Source organism: Streptomyces sp. NPDC006798 (assembly GCF_040635975.1).
GTDB lineage: Bacteria > Actinomycetota > Actinomycetes > Streptomycetales > Streptomycetaceae > Streptomyces.
In genome coordinates this window covers 64341-89771 of the sequence record NZ_JBEYIS010000010.1, presented here as the reverse complement: position 1 = coordinate 89771, position 25431 = coordinate 64341, and the positions used below count along the sequence as shown (strand labels likewise).

Sequence of the window (25431 nt, the reverse complement as noted above, 5' to 3'; positions counted from 1 at the left end):
ATCAGTGCCCCTCTCCGTGCGAACCGGTCTCGGGAGCGTCCGCGAAGGACGCCTGGTACGCGGCGAACTGGGCCCGCTCCTCGTCGACGAGCGCGTGCCCGTCCGCGTACACATGGTCGAACATGGCCATCGGGTCCGGGTCGGGCATCGAGCGGACCGACTCTCGGACCCGCCGGGCCAGTACGTCGCTCTCCTCCTCCAGGGCCGTGAAGAACGCCTCGTCGGCGTGGCCCTCCCGTTCCAGATGCCGCCGCAGCCGCAGGATCGGGTCCTTCGCCTCCCAGGCCGCCCGCTCGTCGTCGTGGCGGTACTTGGTGGGGTCGTCCGAGGTGGTGTGCGCGCCCATCCGGTAGGTGAACGCCTCCACCAGGGTCGGGCCCTCGCCGTTCCTGGCCCGCTCCAGCGCCCAGCGGGTCACCGCGAGACACGCCAGGACGTCATTGCCGTCGACCCGGACGCCGGGGAAGCCGTAGCCCTGGGCGCGCTGGTACAGCGGGACCCGGGTCTGCCGCTCGGTGGGCTCCGAGATCGCCCACTGGTTGTTCTGGCAGAAGAAGACCACCGGCGCGTTGTAGACCGCGGAGAAGGTGAACGATTCGGCCACATCGCCCTGGCTGGACGCGCCGTCGCCGAAGTACGCGATCACGGCCGAGTCGGCGCCGTCCTTGGCCACGCCCATGGCGTAGCCGGTGGCGTGCAGGGTCTGCGAGCCGATGACGATGGTGTAGAGGTGGAAGTTGTTGCTCGTGGGGTCCCAGCCGCCGTGGTTGACCCCGCGGAACATCCCCAGCAGCTTCGTCGGGTCGACCCCGCGGCACCAGGCGACACCGTGCTCACGGTAGGTCGGGAAGACGTAGTCGTCGTCGCGCAGGGCCCGGCCGGAGCCGATCTGCGCCGCCTCCTGACCCAGCAGGGACGCCCACAGACCCAGCTCGCCCTGCCGCTGGAGGGCGGTGGCCTCGGCGTCGAAACGGCGGGTCAGAACCATGTCCCGGTAGAGTCCGCGCAGCTCGTCGGGGGTGGGGTCGTACGCGAAATCGGGGTGCGCGACCCGATTGCCCTCGGGGTCGAGCAGCTGTACGAGCTGGGGCTCGGAACTCTGGGGTTTCTTCGCGGCGCTGACGCGCTTGCCGGCGCCGCGGCGCGGTTTACGGGCGGCAGTGCTCTCCACGGTCACGTGCGTGCTCCTCCGTCTGTCCGGTCCCCCGGGGTTGCCGGGAGCCTGGGGTCGCCCCTGTCTCGTGGAGACAAGGGGAGGCTCGCCTGGTCCCGCTCCCCGCACGGGGTGGGTGCGGCGCCGGGAACAGACGTGACAGGTGCCCCGGCGAGCGCCCTGTCCTCAGCACGTTACCCAGTGGGCCGCATTCCTGCGAAACCCCATTTGACCTGCGTTTTTGCTTGGATTTCCAAGTAAATCGCGAAATGGGGCGGCGCGGCGGACGACAACCACTGGTCAGGGCCTCGGACGCGGCCTTGGTGGCGGCCTGGTGAACCGCCGGGAACAGTCGCACGGTATCCCGGCCACCCGGGGCACGGGAAGAGTCGATGTGTGAGACTGCAACCGTGCGAGAAGAAGGAAAAATCACCGTATTCCTGCTCGATGATCATGAAGTCGTCCGTCGGGGCGTGCATGAACTGCTCTCCGTCGAAGACGACATCGTGGTCGTCGGGGAAGCCGGGACGGCGGAGGACGCCCTCGCCCGGATCCCGGCCACCCGGCCCGATGTCGCGGTCCTCGACGTACGGCTGCCGGACGGCAGCGGAGTGGAGGTCTGCCGGGAGATCCGCTCCCGGGACGAGTCCATCAAATGCCTGATGCTGACGTCCTTCGCGGACGACGAAGCCCTCTTCGACGCGATCATGGCCGGGGCCTCCGGCTATGTCCTCAAGGCGATCCGGGGGAACGAACTCCTCTCGGCGGTCCGCGACGTGGCGGCGGGCCGGTCCCTGCTCGACCCGGTCGCCACCGCCCGGGTCCTGGCCCGGCTGCGGGACGGCAACGGCCCCAAGCCGGACGACAAGCTGGCGGCCCTGACCGAGCAGGAGCGCCGGATCCTCGATCTGATCGGCGAGGGCATGACCAACCGGGCGATCGGCGAGCGGCTCCATCTCGCCGAGAAGACGATCAAGAACTATGTCTCCAGCCTGCTGAGCAAGCTGGGGATGGAGCGGCGGTCGCAGGCGGCGGCGTATGTGGCGCGGCTGCAGGCCGAGGGCCGGACCTCGTCCCACCGGACGACGCACTGACCGACACCTGACGTAACAGGCGCCTCACGCACGGCACGGGCGCCGATCCTGGGGGGATCACTTTCCGTGACGTACTCACCCGAACCCGGTGGCCCGCCCGGCCCTGCGACGACGGGACCAACGTCCCCGCCGAGCAGGGGCGGCGGCCCCTTCCGCCCACCGCTCCCGAAGCCGAGAGTGGAGGCCATGTCCACCGAGTCCGCCGCGCCCGCCGCGCCGACCGCGCCCGCCGGCCTCCCGGGCGGCCCCGGCGGCGGGACGAACGCCGACGGCGCCGCGGCCGGGGCCTTCGCCGGGACCTTCACCGAGACGTCCGCCGGGCCTTCCGCCGGGCCTTCCGCGGAACCTTCCGCCGGGCCTTCCGCCGATGTCGGGCCTTCCGCGCGACCTTCCGTCGGTACGGGGGCCGGGACCGGCGCCGGGGCCGACCCGGGCGCCGGGGACATCGCCCACGCCATCGACCTGCTCGGCCGGGTCTGGTTCGGCCGGCTCGCCACCAGCATGCGCGCCATGCCGTTCGTCGCCCCCGCCCGGCACATCGTCCACCACGGCTCCGTGGTGCTCCGGATCCACCGCGGTTTCGGCTACCACCGCGCCTGCAACGGCAGTGTCGTCGCGTACGGCGCCGACTCCTTCGACCGCGGCGGCCGGAACGTCTGGTCCGTCCAGTTCATCGGAACCGCCCGGATCGTCTGCCCCACCGACGAGGAACGGCGGCTCTTCGGGCCCGAGCCCGAGCGCGCGGACGGCGAGCCCTTCGACCCCGTCTTCATGCGCGTCGAACCTCAATTCGTGACCCTGCATACGTTGGATTATCGCGAAGAGCAGCCCAGCGGACACGCTGCGTGATCTACCATCTGGCGAGTGCCGCGCTCATATGACAACGCCGTCCCACCCGTCGGCGCCCTGCTGCGCCGCTACGACGGGCCCGGCGAGCCGCTGACGTGCGAGCCGGTCACCCAGGGCCTGCTCAATCGGGGATACCGGCTCGCCACCACTCACGGGGCCTACTTCCTCAAGCACCATCTCGACGGCGATCTGGAGGCCATCGCCCGCCAGCACCGGGCGACCCGGCTGCTCGAAGCCCTCGGAGTGCCGGTCGCCCCGGCCGTGGCCGACGCCCGGGGCGACACGGTCGCCGTGATCGGCGGCCACTGCTACGCCCTGCACCCCTGGGTGGACGGCCGCCACCGCGACGGCGCCCATCTCTCGACCCTCGAATCGCAGCGGCTGGGCGCGCTCCTCGGCCTGGTCCACAACGGTCTCGAACAGGTGATGAGCCACCAGGACCAGCGGCCGGGCGGACGCACCGGCACGTGGAACCCGCCACCGGACCACCAGCCGGGGCCGCTCGCGAGACTGCCCGGGCCCCAGCGGGGGCCGCTCGACCGGCCACCCGGCCACCAGCAGGAGCCCCGGGACGGCGGCGGACGCGGCGGAGGACCGCCCGGGACCGGCGGGCCGTACGACCGGCGGACGGTGAGCGGCGGGGCGTACGACCGGGGGGCCGAGCCCGGCGGAGCGTACGACCGGGGGGCGGAGATCGGCGGGGCGTACGAGAGCGCCGACCCCCGGGAGACCTTCTCCCTGATCGACGAACTCCTCGCCCTGATCAGGGCGGCGGGCCCGCGCGACTCCTTCGACTTACTCGCCGAGCACCGGCTGCTGGAGCGCCGGACCATGCTGGAGCTGCACGCCGATCTGCGGCCGCCCGCCGCGTCCGCCGGGGGCTGGGTGCACGGCGACTTCCACCCCCTCAACCTGCTCTACCGGGGCGCCGAACCCGCCGCGATCGTCGACTGGGACCGGCTGGGCGTCCAGCCCAGGGCGGAGGAGGCGGTCCGGGCCGCCGCGATCTTCTTCGTACGGCCGGAAGGGGCGCTGGAGCTGCCGAAGGTACGGGCCTACGCCCGCGCCTACCGCCATGCCGTCGGCGCCGACACCTCCGAACTCGACGCCGCCGTCCACCGGGTGTGGTGGGAACGGCTCAACGACTTCTGGATACTCCGCTGGCGCTATCAGCTCCACGACCGAAGGGCCGACCCGCAGTTCGCCGCGGTGTCGGCCCTGGCGGTGTGGTGGACCCGGGAGTACGAGGCCGTACGGGAGGCTTTCGCCACCTGACACCGGACGCGCCCCGCCGCGTCAAAGGGGGGCGCCTCCGGAGTGCGGGGGCGCGCGACCGCCGCCGCGCGCCGGCCAGTTGTCCCGCGCATCCGTTGGTTTCGGGGCGCGGGACGGGCGCCGGGCCCTCGGACCCGCGCGCCTTCCGCTGCCGGGCCGTCAGCCGCCGTTGGCCTGGCCCGCCGCCGCGTCGCCGCCGCCGGCACCGCCGTTCGCCGCCTCACCACCGGAGCCGCCCGCGGGGTTGCCCCCCGCGCCGCCCGCCGGATTGCCGCCACCGGGGTTGCCGCCCGCCGGATTGCCACCCGCCGGGTTGCCGCCGCCGATGAGCCCGCCCGAACCGCCGCCCGCCGGGTTGCCGCCCGAGTCCGCGCCGCCGTCGTCGCCGTTGCCCGGCGGCTTGGAGCCCGGGTTCTCCGACTGCTTCGGCGGCTCCTTGCTGGGGTCGTCCGTCGGGCCCTCGGAGGCCGACTCCGACGCCGACGGGGAGTTCCGCGGATAGCGGGGCTTCTCCGTGTACCGGGGCTCCTCCTCCTCGTACTCCGGCGGGGAGGACTTGGTCTCCGGGCTCGGCGACTCGGACTCCTTGACCGACGGCGAGTCCGAGATCTTGGTGTCGTCCCGGGGCTTCTTGCCGGTGTCCTCGGTGGCCCTCAGGGCGAACGCGACGCCCATCACGACCGCGATCACCGCGAGCGCCGCGAACAGCCAGACCTTCCCGCGACCGCGCCGGCCGCCGGACCCGTTGTCATAGCCGTTGAAACCGCCGTCGTCGGGGTTGAGCGGCGGCAGGATCGGGCCCTGGGACGTCTCGCCACCGGGTACGGCGGGGTGCACCGCGGTCGCCGCGGTCGCGCCCAGCGCCCCGGCGGGCGCCCCGTAGGTGTCGACCGGGCCGGTGTTCCAGGAGCCGGTGTGGCCGCCCTGCTGCTGGAGCATCTGGAGGGCGTACTGCACCAGCCCCCGCATCTCCTCCGAACTCTGGAACCGGTCGTCGGGGTCCTTCGCCAGCGACCGCATCACCAGGCCGTCCAGCTCCGGCGGGACCGCGTCCAGCACCTCGGACGGCGGTACGGGCACGTCCTGGACGTGCTGGTAGACCACCGACAGCGGGGTCTCGCCGGTGAACGGGGGACGCAGCGCCAGGAGTTCGTAGAGCAGACAGCCCGTCGCGTACAGATCGGAGCGGTGGTCCACCGCCTTGCCGAGGGCCTGCTCGGGCGAGAGGTACTGCGGCGTGCCCATGACCATGCCGGTCTGGGTCATCGTCGTCGAAGCGCCGTGCAGGGCACGGGCGATGCCGAAGTCCATCACCTTGACCGCGCCCGCGTTGGTGATGATGACGTTGGCGGGCTTGATGTCCCGGTGGACGATGCCGTGCTGATGCGAGTAGGCCAGCGCCTCCAGCACCCCGGAGACGATGATCAGCGCCTGCTCGGCCGGGGGCGCCTCCGCGTTGATCAGCAGATCGCGGATCGTCCGCCCCTCGACCTTCTCCATCACGATGTACGGGACGGCCTGGCCGCCGACGACGTCCTCGCCGGAGTCGTAGACCGCGACGATCGCATGGTGGTTCAGGCCGGCGACGGACTGTGCCTCCCGGGTGAACCGGGCCTTGGCCACCGGGTCCTCGGCGAGGTCGGCGCGGAGCAGCTTCACCGCCACCTCACGGCCCAGCCGGACGTCCTCGGCGGCGTAGACCTCGGCCATGCCGCCGCGTCCCAGGCGGTACGTCAGGCGGTAACGGCCGCCGCCGACCAGGCCGCCCGACCCCCAGGAGTCCCCGGATTCCGGCGTGCCGCCGACGCCTGCTTCGGGTTCGGGTGCCATCAGTCCTCGCCGTCGTCTATTCAGTGGAGCCGTCGGGTCCGCTGGATCTGCTGTGTCGCTGCGTGTCTGTGGAGTCGTACCGCTCGTCCGCCGTCCCGGCCGGGTCCGGATCGGTGACCGGGATCGGTGATCGGTACGGGTGGTCGGTCGGTGTCGTTCAAAAGGCGGGCGGTCGGGTCGGTCGGGATGTGTTCGGAAGGTGTCGGAACACGGGGGTCACGGCCGGGATCGCGGAGATCGCCGACCGGATATCGGACGCGGAACAAACCGGAGCGCCGGGCCCGTATTCCTCGGAACGTCCGGGGCGGGCGTTCCGTTGCCTCACGCTACAGCCTTCCACCGACACGACCGCGCGGGATGGACCGGTCATCAAACCCGTTGTGAGCACGGCCACGCAAATCACCCCTCATTCCCCACGATTCCCGTCACACTCCCCTCACTCACCCGAATCGCCTTCCGTGCGGAGGGTCACGGAACGGGCACCCGGCTTGACGTGCCGGTGCACTGGGGCAGACTTGCCCCCGTACCACGGAGCATCGCGTGAGCAAAGAGGCAGCCGGAGCGCACCGCGGGGAGAGCCACCCGCCCCGCGCGCCGCGTACCGCCGCGATCCGCGCAGCGGCACCCGGCCGCGACGGACGCCCACGCCGAGGGGGAAGCAGAACATGAGCCAGGACGGCGCGCAGGGCCACCATGTCGGCGGCTCGGTCGCCCGGGGCCGGTACCAGCTCCGCGATCTGCTCGGGCAGGGCGGCATGGCATCGGTCCATCTGGCGCACGACTCGGTGCTGGACCGGCCCGTGGCGATCAAGACCCTCCATACGGAGCTGGGGCGCGAGCAGTCGTTCCGCGAGCGGTTCCGCCGCGAGGCGCAGTCGGTCGCCAAGCTCTCCCACAACAACATCGTCTCCGTCTACGACACGGGCGAGGACGAGCTGAACGGCACGCTGGTCCCGTACATCGTCATGGAGTACGTCGAGGGACGGCCGCTCGGTTCCGTATTGCAGGAGGACATCCGGCATTACGGGGCGATGCCCGCCGACCGGGCCCTGCAGGTGACGGCCGACGTCCTGGCCGCCCTGGAGACCAGTCATGAGTTCGGCCTCGTCCACCGGGACATCAAGCCCGGCAATGTGATGCTGAACCGGCGCGGCGTCGTGAAGGTGATGGACTTCGGCATCGCGCGCGCCATGCAGTCGGGGGTCACGTCGATGACCCAGACCGGCATGGTGGTGGGGACGCCGCAGTACCTCTCGCCCGAACAGGCGCTCGGCCGGGCGGTGGACGCCCGCTCCGACCTCTACTCGGTCGGGGTGATGCTCTTCCAGCTCTTCACCGGGCGGCTGCCGTTCGACGCGGACTCGCCGCTGGCGATCGCGTACGCCCATGTCCAGGAGGAGCCCGCCGCGCCCTCCACCATCAACCGGTCGCTCACCCCGGCCATGGACGCGCTGGTCCTGCGGGCGCTGAAGAAGAACCCGAACGAGCGGTTCCCGAACGCCGAGGCGATGCGGGCCGAGTGTCTGCGGGTGGCCGGGGGCGGCCGGGCCGCCGCGCCCTCGATCGTCGGCGGGGCCCCGGCGCCGTCCAGCGGGGCGGGCGTGGGGTCGGCGGTCTTCCCGTCGCCGCAGGCACCTCAGGCCCCGCAGCCTCCTCAGTCGCAGCCGCACGCCGGGCCGGGGCATCCGCAGTCGCCGCCGCACGGGATCGCGAACACCCCCTACCCGCAGCATTCACAGCACCAGCAGTACCCGCAGCAGCACCAGACCGGACATGCCGCCGCGCCGTACGGGCCGGGGCACGGGCCGGGGACGCCTCCGCCGCATCCGCAGCAGCAGGGCGTCCCGCAGCACGGGATGCCCCAGGGACATCTCCAGCAGGGTCATCCTCAGCAGGGGATGGCCGGGCCTCAGGCACCGCGGCCGTACGGCTATCCGCACTCCGGCGGCCCCGGGACCCCGGCGCCGTACACGGGGGCGCCGACACCCGCGCCCGTGCCGCCGCAGGCCGGTCGCACCGGGCCCGGGCGGGGGCGGCGGCTGACCTTCATCCTGCTCGGCTCCTTCGGCGCGCTGCTGCTGCTGAACTTCGGCTTCCGGGCGCTGGACAGCTTTATGCGCGACGACCCCGTCGAGGTCACGGGCGTAGAGGAGCCGAACGGGCGGGCGGCGGGCGGCTCGGGCTCCGGCTCCGGCTCCGGTGGCACGGACGGCAAGACGGACAAGGGGACGGACACCGATTCGGACTCCGGGTCGGACTCCGGGAGCACGGACGCGATCCCGCCGGACCGGACCCGCACCATCAAGCCCGAGAAGTGCTCGGACGCGATGGAGTACAGCACCGACCCCGGCAAGGTCTACGCGCCCGACCTCCTCTACAAGGACGTCCTCTCCGTCAAGGAGTGCCTGCGGTCCGCCGGGTGGACGTGGAAGGTCACCGAGACCGACAACCCGCAGTACCCCAAGGACGCGGTGGTCAACCAGTTCCCCAGCGGCAACAGCCCCGTCGGCGAAAGCCAGCAGTTCGAGCTGACCATCTCGACGGGCAAGGGCGGCCAGGTCGGCGGCTGACGGTTACGGCCGCGCGGGCGCGGCTCGGGGGCAGGGCTCACGGGCCGCGGTCGTACCGGTTCGGCGCGGTCGTACCGGTGAGGCGCGGATCGCGGAATCCGGTCATACAAACGGATGGCGGTACGGCGGGGTACCGGCACGGCGCCGAGGCGGGACGCGGGCACAGGCCCGGTGACGGGCGCCGCGTACCCCTCCCGTGTGGAACCCGGGCGCCCGAGATGCCGGACGGGCCGGGCCGTGTGACGCTGAGTCCGTGATCACGGCCGTCCGCCGCCGCCTCGCGGCCCGCACGGGAGGGGGCTCTCCCCGGTGTATCCCAGACCCGGCCCGCGATGGGCGATCGCCGTCGCCGCCCTGGCCGTCCTCACCCTCCCGCTCGCCCGTACGGAGGGGCCCGCGCCCCTCACCCGGAGCGCCGTCGCCGCCGCTCCCGTAGCGGTCGCGGCTCCGGCGGCATTCGCCCCCGCCGCCGCACCCGGCCCGCCCGGCACCGGCACCGGCACCGACGGCAGCGGCAGCGGCCCGTTCGGCGGTACGGCCGCCGGATCCGAGGCATCCGGCGGATTCGGTACGGCCGCCGGGACCGCGCCCCGGCCCGGCCCGGAGGCGGCGCCACCCGCCCCCGACCCCGTCAGGCCGTCCCTGGCCGGGCACCCTGCGGGGGAGGGCCGGCTCCGGCCCGGACGACCCCCGCACCGGTTCCCCTCGCCGCCGCGCGCCGACGACGGCGCCACGCCCCCGGCGGATCTGTCACAGTCCGGTACTGGTTCACCGTCGGAGCGGCCCACCGCGACCGGCTCCGGCGACCCCTCCACCACCCCCGTGGAGCCGGACACCGACCCCGGCGACGAGCCGGCCGCGGACGGCGGCGTACGTCCACCGGGGGACGGCCGTCCCGAGGACGACCCCGGCGGGACGGCACCGGAATCCGCCCCCGCCCCCACCGCCGACACCCACTCAGCCGCAGGTCAGCATCGCGCCCGGGCTACGGGCCAGCCGACCGGGCAAGAGATGTCGCCGCTGTCCCTGGGGTTCGGACTGGCCCTGATGGGCCTCGGAATCGGCTTTCTCGGCATCCGGCTCAGGCACCGCTGAGCACACCCCGGCTCCACCCCGCGTACCGGCCGAGGTCCCCCCTGAGTCGGATTCGGGACATCCCTCCGGGGATGGTTGGACCGGGGCCGCATACCCGGTATACATACTCGGTATGTCCATCCGTCACGGGCTGCTCGCCCTTCTGGAGCACGGCCCCCGATACGGTTCTCAACTCCGTACGGAGTTCGAGGCGCGCACGGGGTCGACCTGGCCGCTCAATGTCGGCCAGGTCTACACGACGCTGAACCGCCTCGAACGCGACGGCATGGTCGCGCAGCACGGCGCCGACGAGGCGGGTCACGCGCTCTACGTCATCACCGAACCGGGCCGTCGCGAGCTGAAGGTGTGGTTCGAGGCACCGGTGGACCGGACCAGTCCGCCCCGGGACGAGCTGTCGATCAAGCTGGCGATGGCGATCGGCGCGCCCGGGGTGGACGTCCGTCAGGTGATCCAGGCCCAGCGGCACCACACCGTCAAGGCCATGCAGGACTACACCCGGCTCAAAGTGCAGGCCCTGGCCGCGATCGAGAACGGGGACGGTTCGAGCGAGCGGGACGACATCGCCTGGCTGCTCGTCCTGGAACAGCTGATCTTCCAGACCGAGGCCGAGGCGCGCTGGCTCGACCACTCCGAGTCCAGGCTGGTCAGGCTCTCCGCCACGGCCGATCGGAGAGCGAAGCGGAACCGCCAGGCCACGCCCCGGGCGGACGGCGCCGGAAGAACCGGCTCGACCGCCCCGTACTCCGGAACCACGACGCGCTCCAGCTGACGGCTCCGGAGCCGTACGCACCACCCGAGGACCACGCACGATCCGAAACACCTGAAACACCCGAGAACGCCTGAACACCCGAGAACGCCTGAAACGCCTGACACCTGAACACCGAACACCGCACATCTGAAACGCCCACGGATACGCGTACGCGTACCGGCTGACGCCCCGTCCGACCGATCGACCCGCCCGGCCGACCATCCCGAACCGGCCGCCGGGCCGATTCCGGCTGCCCGCAACGGCGGCCCGGGGCATTCCGCTCACCATTGTCCGCCCCAGGGGGGAACCCACTCATGTCCACAGCCAGTCCCCAGAAGTCACAGCAGCACCACGGGCACCAGCAGAACCAGGCGATCCTGCGCCTGGTCGAGCTCGGCCGGGTCCACGGCAGCGGAGAGACCGAGGTACACGCCCTGCGCGGGGTCAACCTCGATGTCTTCCCCGGCGAACTGGTCGCCGTGATGGGCCCGTCGGGCTCCGGGAAGTCCACCCTGCTGACCCTCGCGGGCGGGCTCGACATGCCCACCACGGGCCAGGTCATCGTCGAGGGCACGGACATCACCACCGCCGACCGCAAGAAGCTCGCGGCCCTGCGCCGCCGCAGCATCGGCTATGTCTTCCAGGACTACAACCTGATCCCGGCCCTCACCGCGGCCGAGAACATCGCCCTCCCCCGCGAACTGGACGGCGTCAGCGCCCGCAAGGGCCGGGTCGAGGCCCTGGCCGCCCTGGAGGAGATGGAGCTGGGCCATCTCGCCGACCGCTTCCCCGACGAAATGTCCGGCGGCCAGCAGCAGCGGGTGGCGATCGCCCGCGCCCTGGTCGGCGACCGGCGTCTGGTCCTCGCCGACGAGCCGACCGGAGCGCTGGACTCGGAGACCGGGGAGTCCGTACTCGCCCTGCTCCGGGCCCGCTGCGACGCGGGCGCCGCCGCCGTCCTCGTCACCCACGAGCCGCGGTTCGCGGCCTGGGCGGACCGGGTCGTCTTCGTCCGGGACGGCTCCGTGGTCGACCAGACGGTCCGTAGCGACGCCGACTCGCTGCTGACCGCCCAGGGCGCCGACCTGTGAGAAACGCACCGCGTTACGGACGTACGGCACCCCGGCCGGGGACGAAGACCAACGGACGCCCCTCGCGGGCGGGCCGAGAAGCGAACGGGACGGCACAGTGAACTGGCTCCATTCCTGGCGGGCGGCGCTCCGGATAGCCCGCCGTGACGCCTGGCGCTCCAAAGGACGCAGCTTCCTCGTCCTGGCGATGATCGCCCTGCCGATCGCCGGTGTCAGCGCCGCCGATCTGACCCTGCGCAGCGCCGAACTCTCCACCACGGAGAGGTTCTCCCGAGACCTCGGCGCCGCGGACGCCCGGATGAGCGACCCGGGTATGGGCGGGGTCCCGATCTTCCAGGTCCCGGCCGGCGACAACTACGACACGGCGAAGGTCCTCAAGGAGAACGAGCCCTACCCCCAGGGCGAGGGCGATCTGGACATCCGCGAGATCGCGCCGACCGGCGCCCGGCTGCTGCCGGACACCGGCAGCTCGGCGAAGCTGGAGACCGCCCACGGCCTGCTCAATACCGACGTCCGTGAGCTGAAGTCCACCGACCCGATGGTCAAGGGCATGATGACCCTCACCGAGGGCCGTTTCCCGGGCCAGGACTCCGAGGTCGCCGCGACCACCCACTTCCTGAAGGAGAGCGGGCTGAAGGTCGGCGACAAGCTGACCGCCCGCCATCTGGACCGCGAGTACCGGATCGTCGGCGCCTACGAGCTGCCCAGCTCGCTGAAGTCCACTCAGGTCAACGCGTTGCCCGGCGCCCTCATCAAGCCGCTGAACCAGGCCCTGGTCAAGGCCGGTCTGGAGCCCAACGGTTCCAGCACCACCTATCTGGTGGCGCTGAAGGGCGGTTTCACGTGGAACCTCGTCAAGGCCGCCAACACCAAGGGCGCGCTGGTCGAGTCCCGTCAGGTCGCCCTCGACCCGCCCGCCGACTCCGAGGTACCGCTCTACCAGAAGCCCGGCTACCAGAACTGGAAGTTCGACGACTCCATGGGAGTCGAGGAGCTGACCGGTGTCGCGACGGTCGTCGGTCTCGCCCTGCTGGAGATCTGTCTGCTGGCCGGTCCGGCCTTCGCCGTGGGCGCCCGGCGCTCCCGCCGCCAGCTCGGCCTGGTGGGCGCCAACGGCGGTGACCGCCGCCATATCCGGGCCATCGTCCTCGCGGGCGGTCTGGTGATCGGCTTCGCCGCAGCGGTGATCGGTACGGCCATCGGTGTGGTGCTCAGCATCGCCCTGCGCGGCACGTTCGAGGGAATGATGGGGGAGCGGTTCGGCGCGTTCGACGCCCGTCCGCTGGAGCTGCTCGCGATCGCCCTGCTGGCGGTCCTCACCGGTACGCTCGCCGCCCTCGTGCCCGCCGTCACGGCCTCCCGCCAGTCGGTACTGGCCTCGCTCACCGGCCGCCGGGGCGTCCGCCGCAGCAGCCGGGTCCTGCCGGTGATCGGTCTGATCGCCGTGGCGTTCGGTACCGCGGTCGCCCTGGGCGGCTCCCTCCTCTTCAAGAGCTTTGTGATCGTCGCGGCCGGCGCGGCCGTCGCCGAGCTGGGCGTGGTCGCCCTGACCCCCGTCCTGGTGGGCCTCTTCGGCCGGCTGGGCCGGTTCCTGCCGCTGTCGCCGCGGCTGGCGCTGCGGGACGCGGTCCGCAACCGGGGTCGTACGGCCCCGGCGGTGGCGGCGGTCCTGGCGGCCGTCGCGGGCACCGTCGCGGTGGCCACGTACGCCGCCAGCGACGAGGCCCAGCGGAAGGCGCAGTACACCCCGTCGGCCCCGTACGGCGCGGTATCGGTCCAGGCCGAGGAGAACAGCCAGGACATGCCCGCGATCCGGGCCGCCGTCCAGCGGAACTTCCCGATCGACGTCCGGGCCGACATCGACCGGATCGTCGTCGGCAAGAACACCTGCAGTTCGTACTCCGACGCCCCGGGCTGCGGCCGGTTCACGGTCATGGTCCCGAAGGAGAAGCGCTGCCCGCTGCACCACTACGGCGTCGGCATGGACGACCCGGCGGCCAAGTACAGCGTCGCGGAGCGCCGCAAGCTGGCCAAGGACTGGCGCTGCGCGAGCGGTGACGGCGCCTGGGTGGCCGAGGCCGTCGTGGCCGACGAGAAGCTGTTGAAGGTGCTCGGCGTCAAGGACGCGGCGGCCGAGCGGGCGCTGAAGTCGGGCGGCGCCGTGACCTTCGCCCGGAAGCACGCCCACGGCGACGGAACGGTCCGGATCAAGGTGATCACCGACCTCAAGGCCGCCGACAAGGCCATGGAACAGGGCAAGGAGGAGCCGGGGGCCGTCAGCGCCGTCAAGGTCCACGAGGTCGCCGGTGATCCCGAGGTGTACGGCTTCCAGACCGTGCTGTCACCCGCCGCGGCCAAGGCCGCCGGGCTGAAGACCGTCCCCTTCGGCGCGTACTTCTCCACGGACCGGCTGCCCAACAGCAAGGAGAAGCAGAAGCTGGAGGACGAGCTGTCCCGGATCAGCACCTCCACCGGGCTGTCGATCGAGCGGGGCTACGAGTCCGAGATGAACTTCGTGCTGGTGGCGCTGGCGGCCTTCGCCGGACTGATCACCATCGGCGCCGCGGGTATCGCCACCGGTCTCTCGCAGGCCGACGCCGAGGCCGATCTGAAGACCCTGAGCGCCGTCGGCGCCCCGCCGAGGGTCCGCAGGACGCTCAGCGGCTTCCAGTGCGGGGTGGTCGCCACCATGGGTGTGGTGCTCGGTTCGGCGGCCGGAATGGTCCCCGCGATCGGGCTCGTCCTCACCGACCGCCGGGAACAGGAGGACTGGTACCAGACCGCCCTCGACCAGGGCTATGCGGGCGTCGAGCCGTACGTCCCGATCATCATGCCGTGGACCACCCTCGGCGCGCTGCTGATCGCGGTACCGCTGGGCGCCACCCTGCTGGCGGCGCTGCTGACCCGCTCGCGGGGCGCGCTGGCCCGCCGCGAGACGACCTGATCCGGGGATACCCCCAGGTGGTGGGCCCGGGACAGCGGGCCCACCGGTCTCCGGGCCGCCCGGGGACGTCCCCGGGCGGCTCCGGGGCGGCTCCGGGACCGTAAGGAACCGGCCGACCGCGCGAATGTGCCCTCGTGTGGGAGTGATCACTCCCGCCCGGGGGCACACCCCGTGACGCGGTCGGTGTGCGCGAGAATGGCGGCATGGATATGCCGAGGAACGAACGCTCGCAGGAAAGCCCCCATGTCCTCGTCGTGGGGCAGGACGGCATGGCTCTCGGCGGCGGTGACGGTAGCGGCGACGACCAGTCTCGTGAGGTTCCCGTGACGGAGATGGTGGAACAGCCCGCGAAGGTCATGCGGATCGGCAGCATGATCAAGCAGCTGCTGGAAGAAGTCAGGGCCGCTCCTCTGGACGAGGCCAGCCGGGTCAGGCTGAAGGAGATCCACGCCAGCTCCGTGAAGGAGCTGGAGGACGGGCTCGCCCCCGAACTGGTCGAGGAGCTGGAACGGCTCTCCCTCCCCTTCACCGACGAGGCCGTCCCCTCGGAGGCGGAGCTGCGGATCGCCCAGGCCCAGCTCGTGGGCTGGCTCGAAGGGCTCTTCCACGGCATCCAGACGGCCCTGTTCGCCCAGCAGATGGCGGCCCGGGCCCAGCTGGAGCAGATGCGCCGCGCCCTGCCGCCCGGCGCGCCGCACGACGAGGAGAACCCGATGGACGGCGCGCTGCGCTCGGGGCCGTATCTGTAGGCCGCGGCACCCGGGCCGTACCCCTCGGGGCCCGGCCCGGGGCGCGGCTGCCCGGTACCGGCACCGGCTCGGGAAGCGGCCCGGGCGTCGTCCCGGCGCGTACGGATGCGTACGTACGGTCCTGTGTACGGATCCTGTGTACGGATGCGTACCGGGACGGCCTTCCCGGTCGCGGCCGGGGTCAGGCCGCCCTGAGCAGGATCTTGCCGATATGCCCACCGGCCTCCAGCGCCTCATGGGCGGCGGCGGCCTCCCGGAGCGGGAACTCCCGGTCGATCACGGTCCTGACCCGGCCCGATTCGATCAGCGGCCAGACGTGCTCCCGGACGGCCGCCACGATCGCCGCCTTCTCGTCCAGCGGCCTGGCCCGTAGCGATGTCGCGGTGATCGCCGCCCGCTTCCCCAGCAGCGTCGCCAGATTCAGCTCGCCCTTGGTCCCGCCTTGGAGGCCGATGACGGCCAGCCGGCCGTTGACCGCGAGCGCCCGGACGTTCCGGTCCAGGTACTGGGCGCCCATGATGTCGAGAATGACATCGGCACCGTCCCCGTCGGTGGCCCGGCGCAGTTCGTCGGCGAAGTCGTCCCGCCGGTAGTCGATCAGGATGTCCGCGCCCAGCTCGGCGCAGCGCGCCAGCTTCTCCGGGCCGCCCGCGGTGACCGCGACCCGCGCCCCGACGGCCTTGGCGAGCTGGATCGCCATCGTCCCGATCCCGCTCGCCCCGCCGTGGATCAGTACGGTCTCCCCCGGCCGCAGCCCCGCGACCAGGAAGACATTGGACCAGACCGTCGCGGTGACCTCGGGCAGGGACGCGGCGACCGCGAGATCGACACCCCGGGGCACGGGCAGTACCTGGCCGGCGGGGACGGCGACCCGCTCCGCGTATCCGCCGCCCGCGAGCAGGGCGCACACCTCGTCGCCGAGGGACCAGCCGGAGACCCCGGTCCCGATGCCGACGATCCGGCCCGAGCACTCCAGGCCCGGATAGGGCGACGCGCCCGGCGGGGGGTCGTAGAACCCCCGGCGCTGGAGGACGTCGGCACGGTTGACGGCGCTGGCCACCACCTCGACGAGGACTTCGCCCTCGGCCGCCACGGGATCGGGCACCTCGGCCCAGACCAGCGCCTCGGGCCCACCGGGTTCCGGAATCGTGATCGCATACATGGCCGCGAGGCTACTCCGGCGCCGTCCCCCGCCCGCCGCCTGGTGCGGAGGGTGTCTTCAGGGCCGGTGGGGCTGCTCCGGCCCGGCGGGCGGGGCAGGTGCGGCGGGCGGGGCGGGCGCGTTCGCCCGGACGATGGTGATCAGACGGTCCGTCAACTGGAGCGGGCTCGCCGCCGGGTCGTCGTACCCGATCAGCCGATGGCCCCGCAGCACACTGACGACCAGATCGCCGGTGTCCCGGACGTCCTTCCCCACCTCGGCCTTTATCACCGGCCGCTCGACCAGGTCGAGGCCGCTGCCCTGATGGATCAGATCCTCCATCACGGCCCCGGCGTTCGGGCTGAGCACGGAGAGACCCAGCAGCCGCCCCGCCGCGCTGGCGCTGGTGATCACCGTATCGGCGCCCGACTGGCGCAGCAGGGGCCCGTTCTCCTCCTCCCGTACCGCCGCCACGATCTTCGCCTGCCGATTGAGCTGGCGCGCCGTCAAAGTGACCAGTACGGCGGTGTCGTCGCGCTGGGTGGCGATGACGATCTGCCGGGCCCGCTGGGCCTCCGCACGGAGCAGTACCCCGCTGCGGGTGGCGTCGCCGACGACGCCCTCGATACCCTCGGCCCGCGCCGACTCGACCACCTTGCCACTCGGGTCGACCACGATGACCTGCTCTTTCGGCAGGCCCGTCGCCATCAGTGTCTGGAGGGCCGAGCGCCCCTTGGTCCCGAAGCCGACGATGATCGTGTGATCGCGCACGTCCGGCCTCCTCCTCGTCGTTCCCGATCGTTCCCGATCCAGTTGTTCCGCCCGGCCCTCGTGATGCCCATCATCCCGGCACTTCCGACCGAACCCGGCGAGACTTACCCGGACGGATCCGCGACCATGGTCACCCATGCCCCGCGAGACGGCCAAGGCCGGAGGAGACACGCGATGAAGGACGAGGAACATCCGCCGCCCAGGGGGCGGATCTCGATCCTGCGCTCCATCTGGTCCCGTCCCAAGGTGGAGACCAGCGACGACACCGAGGCGGGGCGCGCCGTCACCATGCCCGCCCAGGCGGCCGTACCGCCGCTTCAGCAGGTACTGCGGCGGCTGGCCATGGCGATACTGGTCCTCACCGTCACCACCCTGCTCGTCTGGCTCGACCGGGCGGGCTACAACGACAACGCGGACGGCAAGGTCGACCTCCTCGACGCCGCGTACTACACCACCGTCACCCTCTCCACCACGGGTTACGGCGATATCGCCCCCGTCAGCGACGGCGCCAGGCTGACCAATATCTTCGTGATCACCCCGCTGCGCGTGGTCTTCCTGATCATCCTGGTCGGTACCACCTTGGAAGTGCTCACCGAACGCACCCGGCAGCAGGTCCGCGTGCACCGCTGGCGCTCCCGGATGCGGGACCACGTGGTGATCGTCGGCTACGGCACCAAGGGGCGGCACGCCGTGGAGACGCTGCTCGGACAGGGCCTCAGCAAGGAGAGGATCGTGGTGGTCGATCCCCTCCAGAAGGCGGTCGACGCGGCCAACGCGGACGGGCTCGTCGCCGTCCAGGGCGATGCCACCCGCTCCAAGACCCTGCTCAGGGCGGAGCTGGAACGGGCCGCCCGGGTGATCATCTCCCCACAGCGCGACGATACGGCCACCCTGGTGACCCTGACCGCCCGCCAGCTCAACCGCCGGGCCTCCATCGTGGTCGCGGTCCGCGAGGACGAGAACGTACCCCTGCTGAAGCAGAGCGGCGCGGACACCGTGGTCACCAGCTCCAGCTCCGCCGGACGGCTGCTGGGGGTGTCGACGGCGAGTCCGCATGTGGCGGACACCCTGGAGGATCTGATGACCCACGGCCGTGGGCTCAGCCTCACCGAACGGGGCGTACGGAAGGACGAGATCGGCCGGACCCTGCGGGAGTGCACGGATCTGGTGGTCGCCGTCGTGCGGCGGAAACGGATGCTGGACTACGCCGATCCGGAGGCCGCGACCATGCAGTTCGGGGACCGGCTGATCATCATCGGCCGGGAGGAACCCGAGTACCACTGACGATCAGGTGTTCCGACGGCCACCGGCTGTTGGTCACTGACCGTGTTTCACGTGAAACACGGTCAGTGACCGGTCCCGTGACGGGCCCGGTGACAGGCCCCGTCACGGTCAGAGCACGTCGGCGCCGCCCCGGCCCGACGGGAGGTCCAGTACCTCCAGTTCGTCCCCGGGCCGGGCCCCGCCGGGTGGTACGACCGCCAGCCCGTCGGCCGAGGCGATACCGCGCAGCATCGCCGGGCCGTGGTACCGCAGCGGCACCAGCAGCGCCCCGCTGTGGACGACGGGGACGAGCCGGGTGTCCCGGGGATGACCGGACACCTCGTCACGTACGGGCGCGGTGTACGGCACCGGCTCCGGCAGCCCGCCCAGCGCGCGCAGCAGCGGCGCGGCCAGGGTGAGCAGCCCGGAGACCGCCGCGAGAGGGTTGCCGGGTAGTCCGACGAGGCAGCGGGGGCCGGGTCCGTCCGGGAACCGGGCCAGCAGCATGGGATGGCCGGGCCGTACGCCGACACCGTCGACGACCAGGGTGGCGCCCGCCTTCCGCAGCACCGGGTGGACATGGTCGACGGGCCCGGCGGCCGTACCGCCGGTGGTGATCACAAGATCGGCCGCGGAGCCGGTCACCGCCCGGTGGAGCGCCTTCGCGTCGTCGCCGATCCGGCGGGTGCCGAGGACCTCGGCGCCGAGCGCCAGCAGCCAGGGGGCCGTCATGGGGCCGAGCGCGTCCCTGATCCGGCCGTCGTGGGGGAGTCCGCCGTCGAGGAGTTCGTCCCCGAGTACCAGCACTTCGACGGTCGGGCGGATGACGACGGCCAGTTCGTCGTAACCGGCCGCCGCCGCGAGCCCGAGCACGGCCGGGGTGACCGTCGCCCCGGCGGGCAGCAGCCGCTCACCTGACCTGCACTCCTGGCCCCGGGGCCGGATGTCCTGGCCGTGGGCCACCGTCCGGGACGGCAGCAGCAGCCCCCTGGCCGGGTCGGTACGGGCATGCTCGGTACGGATCACGGCGGTGGCATCGGGCGGGACCCGGGCGCCGGTGGCGATCGGTACGGCGGTGCCGTCGGGCAGCGGGGGTACGTCATCGCGCCCCGCGAGTACGGGGGCGGAGTCGTCGAGGTCCCAGGGCCCGGGTCCGGCCACGGCCCAGCCGTCCATGGCGGAGGTGTCGAACGACGGCAGATCGCAGAGGGCGGTCAGCTCCTCGGCCAGCACCAGGCCCAGGCCCAGTTCGAGCGGCACCCGCCGGGTCCGATCGCCGCGGAACACCTCCCGACCGGCCCTCGCCGCCGCCGCCCGGGCTTCGGGCCAGGCCGTCCCCGCCCGCCGCTCCCCGGCCGCTTCCGCCGACCCCTTCGGTCCCGTCCGGCCGGTCGGCGCCGTCGCTCCCGCCCGGCCGGTCGGCCCCGCCCGGTCTGCGGACCGTTCCGCGCCGCTCCCGTACGCGACCCGGCGGACGAGCGCGAGCGCGTCCTCGACACCGTCGTCACCGCCGGGGACGTCCCGCGCGGCAGGCTCCCGCGAGGCGGCCGGAACGCCGCGGGGAGCGGACCGGCCGACCAGCCCCAGGACGTCCTCGAAGCCGTCGTCGCACCCGTCATCGCGCTCGGCATCGCGCCCGGGGGCATCGGCACCGGTGTCGGCGCGAACCTCCCGCGAGGCCGCCGGGTCGTACGCCCGCCCCACCAGCGCGAGGGCGTCTTCGACCCCGTCGTCGGTGAGGTCGGTGAGGTCGACGGGGACGGTGGGGGCCGTGGGGGCCGTGGGGGCGGCGGCGGCCAGGCTCCCGCCGGTGGCCTTCCGGCCGCCCGGACGGGACCCGCCGCTCACGCCCCGCTCCCGTCAGGGCGCTGCTCGGTCTCCTCTGCCCAGCGGCGGGCGAGTTCGGTGGCCTTGCGTACCGCCTCCGCCACCGCCTCGGGGCCGCCGCCGCCCGCCGAAGCCGCCGCGTACCCCACGAGAAACGTGGTCAGCGGCGCGGCGGGCCGGGCGACGCCGTGCGCGGCGTCGCGGGCCAGATCGAGCAGCAGATGGGTGTCGACGTCGAGGTCGACACCGAGATCGTCCTTGACCGCGGTGATCCATTCCTCCAGCACGGTGCCATGCTCCCTGATCCGGGCCCTGGCGACGGCGATGTCGTCCCAGGTGTCGCAGTCGAACGAGGCGAACGGCCCCGCCTCGATCCGGTCCGGGTCCAGTTCCCGGACCAGCAGCCGCAGCGGCAGCCCGGCCAATGAGCCGTACTCCGTGGCGAGCAGGGCGATCTCCCGGCGGAGCGGCTCCGCCCGATAGGCCGCCACCAGCGGCTGGTCCCGCCCGTCGGGGTCGGTCAGCACGACGCCCTCGCGCCCGTCGGGGCCGAGCGCCTCCACCAACCGGCGCACGGTCGCAGGGACGAGGAACGGGAGATCGGCGGAGAGCACCACGACCGCGCCGTCCGGTGGTGTCCCGAGCTGCCGTACGCCCGCAGCGAGCGCGGCCAGGGGCCCGGCGCCCGGCGGATCCTCCCGGGTCCAGACGACGGGCCGTAGGGTGGGCCTGCGCCCGCCGACGACGACCGTGCGCCCGGCGTCCCGGCAGGCGCCGAGCACCCGGTCGAGCAGGGCCCGCCCGCCCACGGCCACCCCCGGCTTGTCGGCCCCGCCGAGCCGTTTCGCGCCTCCACCGGCGAGAACGACGGCGTCGTACCCGTCGGCCGAAGCGCCCGGCCCGGGTCCGGCCGCCGCGGTCATTACTGCGGTCCCGAGATCGCGGTCATACCCAGCAGTATGATCGCCCGCCGTCTCCCGGGTGAAGCGCTCCTCCCGCCCCGTGCGGACCGGTACGGGGCCGGAATCCGCCCCCTGGCCGACCGTCGGCGCCCGTACGTACGGCCCGGTCCCGGTCGGCGCGACCGGGCTCCGGCCGCCGCGGCGGGCCGGTGGCAGGGGGCGGCGGCCGGACCGGACCGCCGCCCGCGTATCCCTGTGTCCGGGCCGGGCGGCCGACGGGCCCCGCGCTCCGGGGTGACGCCGCCCCGTCCCTGGTCAGAGCGTCCGCAACAGCACCGCCGGTTGTTCGACGCAGTCCGCCACGTACCGCAGGAAGCCGCCCGCCGTGCCGCCGTCGCAGACCCGGTGGTCGAAGGTGAGGGAGAGCTGGACGACCTGACGCACGGCCAGCTCGCCACCGTGCACCCACGGCCTGGGCACGATCCGGCCGACGCCGAGCATCGCCGCCTCCGGGTGGTTGATGATCGGCGTGGAGCCGTCGACCCCGAACACCCCGTAGTTGTTCAGGGTGAACGTCCCCCCGGTCAGCTCGGCCGGGGTCAGCACGGACCCGCGGGCCGCGTCCGTCAGCCGGGCGAACTCCTCCGTCAGCGATTCGGCGCTCCGGCGGTTCGCGGACCGGACCACCGGGACGACCAGGCCCCGCTCGGTCTGGGCGGCGAAGCCGAGATGCACCTCGGGCAGCCGGACGATCTCCCGCCGGTCCGTGTCGATCCTGGAGTTCAGCTCCGGATAGCGGGCGAGCGCCGCCGTACAAACCCTGGCGAGCAGGGCGAGCAGGGATATCTTCGGTCCGCCCGCCGCGTTCATCGCCGTCCTGGCGGCCAGCAGTTCGGTGGCGTCCGCGTCGACCCAGCAGGTGGCGTCGGGTATCTCGGAGCGGCTGCGGGTCAGCTTGTCGGCGACGGCTCCGCGCACCCCGCGCAGCGGTATCCGGACCTCCTCCGACGGAGCCGAAGCCGACGCGTCAGCCGCCCCGCCCCTACCGGGACCGGGTGACGTCGCCGAGGCGGCCGGAACAGGGGCGGGAGCAGAACCGGAAGCGGGAGCGGGGGCCGGAACGGCGCGCTCCGCCGGGCCAGCCGCCGCGTCACCGATCGCCCGTTCCACATCGGAGCGGAGGATCAGCCCCTCGGGGCCCGATCCGGTCAGCTCCCGCAGATCGAGACCGCTCCGCCGGGCCAGCCGCCGCACCAGCGGCGAGATCACCGGCACGGGCCCGGCCGGGACGGGATCGGGGGTGACGACACCGGGCTCCCGCAGGACGGGCGTCCCGGGACCGGGCCGGGCCGCGGTGGGGGAGACCCGGCGGCGGCGCGCGGCGGGCGCCCCCGTTCCGTACCCGACGAGCACATTGCCGGACGACTCGCTCGAAGCCCCCGAACCCGAACCCGAATCGGAGCCCGAGCCGGAGCCGGTGCCTGAACCGGAGCGGGAATCCCCGCCCGCGGCCGTACCCGAACCCCCGCCCGCACCCACGCCCGAGGCAGCCGCCGAAGCCGCCGGGGCACCGTCACCGACACCGTCCCCCGGCGCACCCACCGCGACCGTCAGCAGCGGTGCTCCCACCGGGAGTTCCGTGCCCTCGTCGCCGAAGCGCGCGGTCACCACCCCGCCGTACGGACAAGGCACCTCCACCATGGCCTTGGCCGTCTCGACCTCGACCACGGGCTGGTCGACGGCGACCACATCGCCGACCGCGACCAGCCAGCGCACGATCTCCGCCTCGGTCAGCCCCTCCCCGAGATCGGGCAACCTGAACTCCAGCACCTGGGCCATCAGCTCTCCGCCTCCCACTGCAACCGCGCCACCGCGTCGAGAACCCGGTCGACCCCGGGCAGATGGTGCCGCTCCAGCATCGGCGGCGGATAGGGGATGTCAAAACCGGCGACCCTCAGCACCGGTGCCTCCAGCCGGTGGAAGCAGCGCTCGGTGACCCGGGCGGCGATCTCACCGCCGGGTCCGCCGAAGCCGGTGGCCTCGTGGACGACGACCGCCCGCCCGGTGCGCCGGACCGAGGCGCAGACCGTCTCGTCGTCGAACGGTACGAGGCTCCGCAGATCGACGACCTCCAGGTCCCGGCCCTCGGCGGTGGCCGCTTCGGCCGCCTCCAGGCAGACCGGGACCGAAGGACCGTAGGTGATCAGGGTCGCGTCGCTCCCCCGGCGCCGGACCACGGCCCGGCCCAGCGGCTCCACCCGCTTCGGCGCCTCCGGCGACCAGTCGGCCTTCGACCAGTACAGCCGCTTGGGCTCCAGGAAGACCACCGGATCGTCCGAGGCGATCGACTCCCGCAGCAGTCCGTAGGCGTCCTCGACGGTCGCCGGGGCCACCACGTGCAGCCCCGGGGTGGCCATGTAGTACGCCTCGGAGGAGTCACTGTGGTGTTCGACGCCGCCGATCCCGCCGCCGTACGGCACCCGGACGGTGATCGGCAGCGGCATCGCGCCCCGGGTGCGGTTGCGCATCCGGGCGACATGGCTGAAGAGCTGCTCGAACGCGGGATAGGCGAAGGCGTCGAACTGCATCTCCACCACGGGCCGCAGCCCGTACATCGCCATACCGACGGCCGCCCCCAGGATCCCCGCCTCGGCGAGCGGGGTGTCCGTACACCGGGTGTCGCCGAACTCGGCGGCCAGCCCGTCCGTGATCCGGAAGACACCGCCCAGGGTGCCCACGTCCTCGCCCAGGACGTGTACCGCCGGGTCCTCGGCCATCGCGTCCCGCAGGGCCCGGCGCAGGGCCTGGGCCATGGTCGCGGGCTTCGCCGGGGCCTCGGCCCGCCCGGCCGGTGTGGTCGTCGCCGTGCTCATCGGTCCCCTCCTCGCGATCCGTCCGATCCGTCCGATCCGTCCGTCGGCCCGGCCGGGTCGTCCGGGCCCTCCTCCGCCGCCAGCTCGGCCCGCAGCTGGGCCGCCTGCTCCCGGAGCTGGCCCGTCCGCTCCGCGTACACCTGGGCGAACAGATCCGTCGGGTCGAGCACCGGATCCGCGTTCATCCCCGCGCGCAGCTCGGCGGCCATCTCCTCGGCCGCGTCCGCGACGGCCTGTTTACGGGCGTCGTCCAGCAGCCCGCGCGCGGTCAGCTCCCGCTCCATCAGCAGGATCGGATCGTGGTCGCGCCAGACGTCGACGTCCGTCTCGCCCCGGTACCGCGTGGCGTCGTCGGCGTTGGTATGCGCGTCCATCCGGTAGGTGACCGCCTCCACCAGCGTCGGACCGCCGCCGCCGCGGGCCCGCTCCATCGCCTCGGAGAGCACCCGGTGGACCGCGGGCGCGTCGTTCCCGTCGACGAGCCGGCCGGGCATGCCGTACCCCACGGCCTTGTGGGCCAGGGACGGCGCCGCGGTCTGCTTGGCCAGCGGGACGGAGATCGCGAAGCCGTTGTTCTGGACGAGGAAGACGACCGGCGCCCGCCACACCGCCGCGAAGTTCAGCGCCTCGTGGAAATCGCCCTCGCTGGTGCCGCCGTCGCCGACGAGGGCCAGCGCGACCACGTCGTCCCCCTTGAGCCGGGCCGCGTGCGCCAGCCCGACCGCGTGGGGCAGCTGGGTGGCCAGCGGGGTGCACAGCGGGGCGATCCGGTGCTCGTGCGGGTCGTAGCCGGTGTGCCAGTCGCCCCGGAGCAGGGTCAGCGCCTGTACCGGGTCCAGTCCGCGGGCGACCGCCGCCAGCGTGTCCCGGTAGCTGGGGAAGAGCCAGTCCCGCTCGCGGAGCACCAGCGCGGCGGCCACCTCGCACGCCTCCTGGCCGGTGCTGGACGGATAGACGGCGAGCCGCCCCTGCTTGGTCAGCGCCGTCGCCTGGGCGTTGTACCGGCGGCCCCGGACGAGCTGGGTGTAGAGGGCGAGCAGGAGATCGGGGTCGGCCGACGCCGCCGCGTCCGTACCGAGCACACGGAACGGCTCGGGGTCGGGGAGCAGGGGCGCGGGGTCGGTGCGGGGCCGCCACGCCGGGGGCGGGCTGGGGCGGTAGGCGGCGGAGCCCGGCAGCTCCTGCACGGTCGTGCTGCTGCTCTTGCGCAACGCGAGCACCTCCTCGTGGGGGCGACGAAGGAAGCGGTCCGGCTG

18 protein-coding genes and 1 pseudogene are annotated in these 25431 nt (G+C 73.1%); 10 read left to right on the top strand and 9 right to left on the bottom strand.

Going from position 1 to position 25431, the window contains the following annotated elements; genetic code table 11:
* Window position 1 precedes the first annotated feature (1 nt).
* A complete protein-coding gene (gene pdhA, locus ABZ714_RS09190; protein ID WP_358824517.1) occupies window positions 2-1177 on the bottom strand; it encodes a pyruvate dehydrogenase (acetyl-transferring) E1 component subunit alpha in 1176 nt (391 codons plus the stop codon).
* 386 nt (window positions 1178-1563) lie between these two features.
* Between pdhA (ABZ714_RS09190) and ABZ714_RS09185 the strand changes: the two genes are divergently transcribed.
* The 3 genes from ABZ714_RS09185 to ABZ714_RS09175 all read left to right on the top strand — a co-directional run bounded on the left by ABZ714_RS09185 (window position 1564) and on the right by ABZ714_RS09175 (window position 4371).
* The gene (locus ABZ714_RS09185; protein WP_358824516.1) at window positions 1564-2247 is read left to right on the top strand and encodes a response regulator transcription factor; all 684 of its coding nucleotides are present in this window, start codon (window positions 1564-1566) and stop codon (window positions 2245-2247) included.
* Between the two features lie 501 nt (window positions 2248-2748).
* Window positions 2749-3096, top strand: coding sequence for a pyridoxamine 5'-phosphate oxidase family protein (locus ABZ714_RS09180; RefSeq protein ID WP_358824613.1), 348 nt, complete (start codon window positions 2749-2751; stop codon window positions 3094-3096).
* A 15-nt stretch (window positions 3097-3111) separates the two neighbouring features.
* A complete protein-coding gene (locus ABZ714_RS09175; protein ID WP_358824515.1) occupies window positions 3112-4371 on the top strand; it encodes a phosphotransferase in 1260 nt (419 codons plus the stop codon).
* A gap of 159 nt (window positions 4372-4530) precedes the next feature.
* Here ABZ714_RS09175 and ABZ714_RS09170 read toward each other — a convergent pair whose 3' ends face one another.
* A complete protein-coding gene (locus ABZ714_RS09170) occupies window positions 4531-6201 on the bottom strand; it encodes a protein kinase (protein WP_358824514.1) in 1671 nt (556 codons plus the stop codon).
* 665 nt (window positions 6202-6866) lie between these two features.
* Here ABZ714_RS09170 and ABZ714_RS09165 point away from each other — a divergent pair.
* The 6 genes from ABZ714_RS09165 to ABZ714_RS09140 all read left to right on the top strand — a co-directional run bounded on the left by ABZ714_RS09165 (window position 6867) and on the right by ABZ714_RS09140 (window position 15398).
* A complete protein-coding gene (locus tag ABZ714_RS09165) occupies window positions 6867-8771 on the top strand; it encodes a protein kinase (protein WP_358824513.1) in 1905 nt (634 codons plus the stop codon).
* A 309-nt stretch (window positions 8772-9080) separates the two neighbouring features.
* Window positions 9081-9866: a hypothetical protein gene (locus ABZ714_RS09160; protein ID WP_358824512.1), complete on the top strand. Its 786-nt coding sequence runs from the start codon at window positions 9081-9083 to the stop codon at window positions 9864-9866.
* 112 nt (window positions 9867-9978) lie between these two features.
* The gene (locus ABZ714_RS09155; protein ID WP_358824511.1) at window positions 9979-10635 is read left to right on the top strand and encodes a PadR family transcriptional regulator; all 657 of its coding nucleotides are present in this window, start codon (window positions 9979-9981) and stop codon (window positions 10633-10635) included.
* A 293-nt stretch (window positions 10636-10928) separates the two neighbouring features.
* Window positions 10929-11705: an ABC transporter ATP-binding protein gene (locus ABZ714_RS09150; RefSeq protein WP_358824510.1), complete on the top strand. Its 777-nt coding sequence runs from the start codon at window positions 10929-10931 to the stop codon at window positions 11703-11705.
* Window positions 11706-11892: 187 nt separating this feature from the next.
* Window positions 11893-14649, top strand: a complete 2757-nt coding sequence (locus tag ABZ714_RS09145) for an ABC transporter permease (RefSeq protein WP_358824612.1) — start codon at window positions 11893-11895, stop codon at window positions 14647-14649.
* A 203-nt stretch (window positions 14650-14852) separates the two neighbouring features.
* Entirely contained in the window at window positions 14853-15398 is a 546-nt protein-coding gene (locus ABZ714_RS09140; protein ID WP_358824509.1) for a bacterial proteasome activator family protein, read from the top strand.
* Between the two features lie 181 nt (window positions 15399-15579).
* Here the strand turns inward: ABZ714_RS09140 and ABZ714_RS09135 are convergent, their stop codons facing one another.
* Both ABZ714_RS09135 and ABZ714_RS09130 read right to left on the bottom strand, forming a co-directional pair.
* A complete protein-coding gene (locus ABZ714_RS09135; RefSeq protein WP_358824508.1) occupies window positions 15580-16560 on the bottom strand; it encodes an NAD(P)H-quinone oxidoreductase in 981 nt (326 codons plus the stop codon).
* Between the two features lie 57 nt (window positions 16561-16617).
* Window positions 16618-17313 (bottom strand): annotated as a pseudogene (locus ABZ714_RS09130) (NAD(P)-binding protein); the annotation flags it as partial.
* A gap of 171 nt (window positions 17314-17484) precedes the next feature.
* Between ABZ714_RS09130 and ABZ714_RS09125 the strand changes: the two are divergent.
* Window positions 17485-18594, top strand: a complete 1110-nt coding sequence (locus ABZ714_RS09125; protein WP_358824507.1) for a potassium channel family protein — start codon at window positions 17485-17487, stop codon at window positions 18592-18594.
* A gap of 108 nt (window positions 18595-18702) precedes the next feature.
* Here ABZ714_RS09125 and ABZ714_RS09120 read toward each other — a convergent pair whose 3' ends face one another.
* The 5 genes from ABZ714_RS09120 to pdhA (ABZ714_RS09100) form a co-directional block, all read right to left on the bottom strand.
* The gene (locus tag ABZ714_RS09120) at window positions 18703-20421 is read right to left on the bottom strand and encodes a molybdopterin molybdotransferase MoeA (protein WP_358824506.1); all 1719 of its coding nucleotides are present in this window, start codon (window positions 20419-20421) and stop codon (window positions 18703-18705) included.
* Window positions 20418-21323 carry an NTP transferase domain-containing protein gene (locus ABZ714_RS09115; RefSeq protein ID WP_358824505.1) on the bottom strand — a complete coding sequence of 302 codons (906 nt, stop codon included), beginning with the start codon at window positions 21321-21323 and terminating at the stop codon, window positions 20418-20420. The genes ABZ714_RS09120 and ABZ714_RS09115 overlap by 4 nt, the downstream gene beginning before the upstream one ends.
* A 294-nt stretch (window positions 21324-21617) precedes the next feature.
* On the bottom strand, window positions 21618-23141 hold the full coding sequence (locus ABZ714_RS09110) for a dihydrolipoamide acetyltransferase family protein (protein ID WP_358824504.1): 1524 nt from the start codon (window positions 23139-23141) through the stop codon (window positions 21618-21620).
* Window positions 23141-24175, bottom strand: coding sequence for an alpha-ketoacid dehydrogenase subunit beta (locus tag ABZ714_RS09105; RefSeq protein WP_358824503.1), 1035 nt, complete (start codon window positions 24173-24175; stop codon window positions 23141-23143). Before ABZ714_RS09105 ends, ABZ714_RS09110 begins: the two co-directional genes overlap by 1 nt.
* Window positions 24172-25386 (bottom strand): pyruvate dehydrogenase (acetyl-transferring) E1 component subunit alpha, encoded by a 1215-nt coding sequence (gene pdhA, locus ABZ714_RS09100; protein WP_358824502.1) that lies wholly within the window; start codon window positions 25384-25386, stop codon window positions 24172-24174. Before pdhA (ABZ714_RS09100) ends, ABZ714_RS09105 begins: the two co-directional genes overlap by 4 nt.
* Window positions 25387-25431 lie beyond the last annotated feature (45 nt).

Coding starts and splice junctions, on each gene's coding strand:
- ABZ714_RS09180 (WP_358824613.1), top strand. CDS start 2,749: ATGCGCGCCATGCCGTTCGTCGCCCCCGCCCGGCACATCGTCCACCAC.
- ABZ714_RS09170 (WP_358824514.1), bottom strand. CDS start 6,201: ATGGCACCCGAACCCGAAGCAGGCGTCGGCGGCACGCCGGAATCCGGG.
- ABZ714_RS09165 (WP_358824513.1), top strand. CDS start 6,867: ATGAGCCAGGACGGCGCGCAGGGCCACCATGTCGGCGGCTCGGTCGCC.
- ABZ714_RS09155 (WP_358824511.1), top strand. CDS start 9,979: ATGTCCATCCGTCACGGGCTGCTCGCCCTTCTGGAGCACGGCCCCCGA.
- ABZ714_RS09150 (WP_358824510.1), top strand. CDS start 10,929: ATGTCCACAGCCAGTCCCCAGAAGTCACAGCAGCACCACGGGCACCAG.
- ABZ714_RS09145 (WP_358824612.1), top strand. CDS start 11,893: ATGATCGCCCTGCCGATCGCCGGTGTCAGCGCCGCCGATCTGACCCTG.
- ABZ714_RS09140 (WP_358824509.1), top strand. CDS start 14,853: ATGGATATGCCGAGGAACGAACGCTCGCAGGAAAGCCCCCATGTCCTC.
- ABZ714_RS09135 (WP_358824508.1), bottom strand. CDS start 16,560: ATGTATGCGATCACGATTCCGGAACCCGGTGGGCCCGAGGCGCTGGTC.
- ABZ714_RS09125 (WP_358824507.1), top strand. CDS start 17,485: ATGAAGGACGAGGAACATCCGCCGCCCAGGGGGCGGATCTCGATCCTG.
- ABZ714_RS09115 (WP_358824505.1), bottom strand. CDS start 21,323: ATGACCGCGGCGGCCGGACCCGGGCCGGGCGCTTCGGCCGACGGGTAC.
- ABZ714_RS09110 (WP_358824504.1), bottom strand. CDS start 23,141: ATGGCCCAGGTGCTGGAGTTCAGGTTGCCCGATCTCGGGGAGGGGCTG.
- ABZ714_RS09105 (WP_358824503.1), bottom strand. CDS start 24,175: ATGAGCACGGCGACGACCACACCGGCCGGGCGGGCCGAGGCCCCGGCG.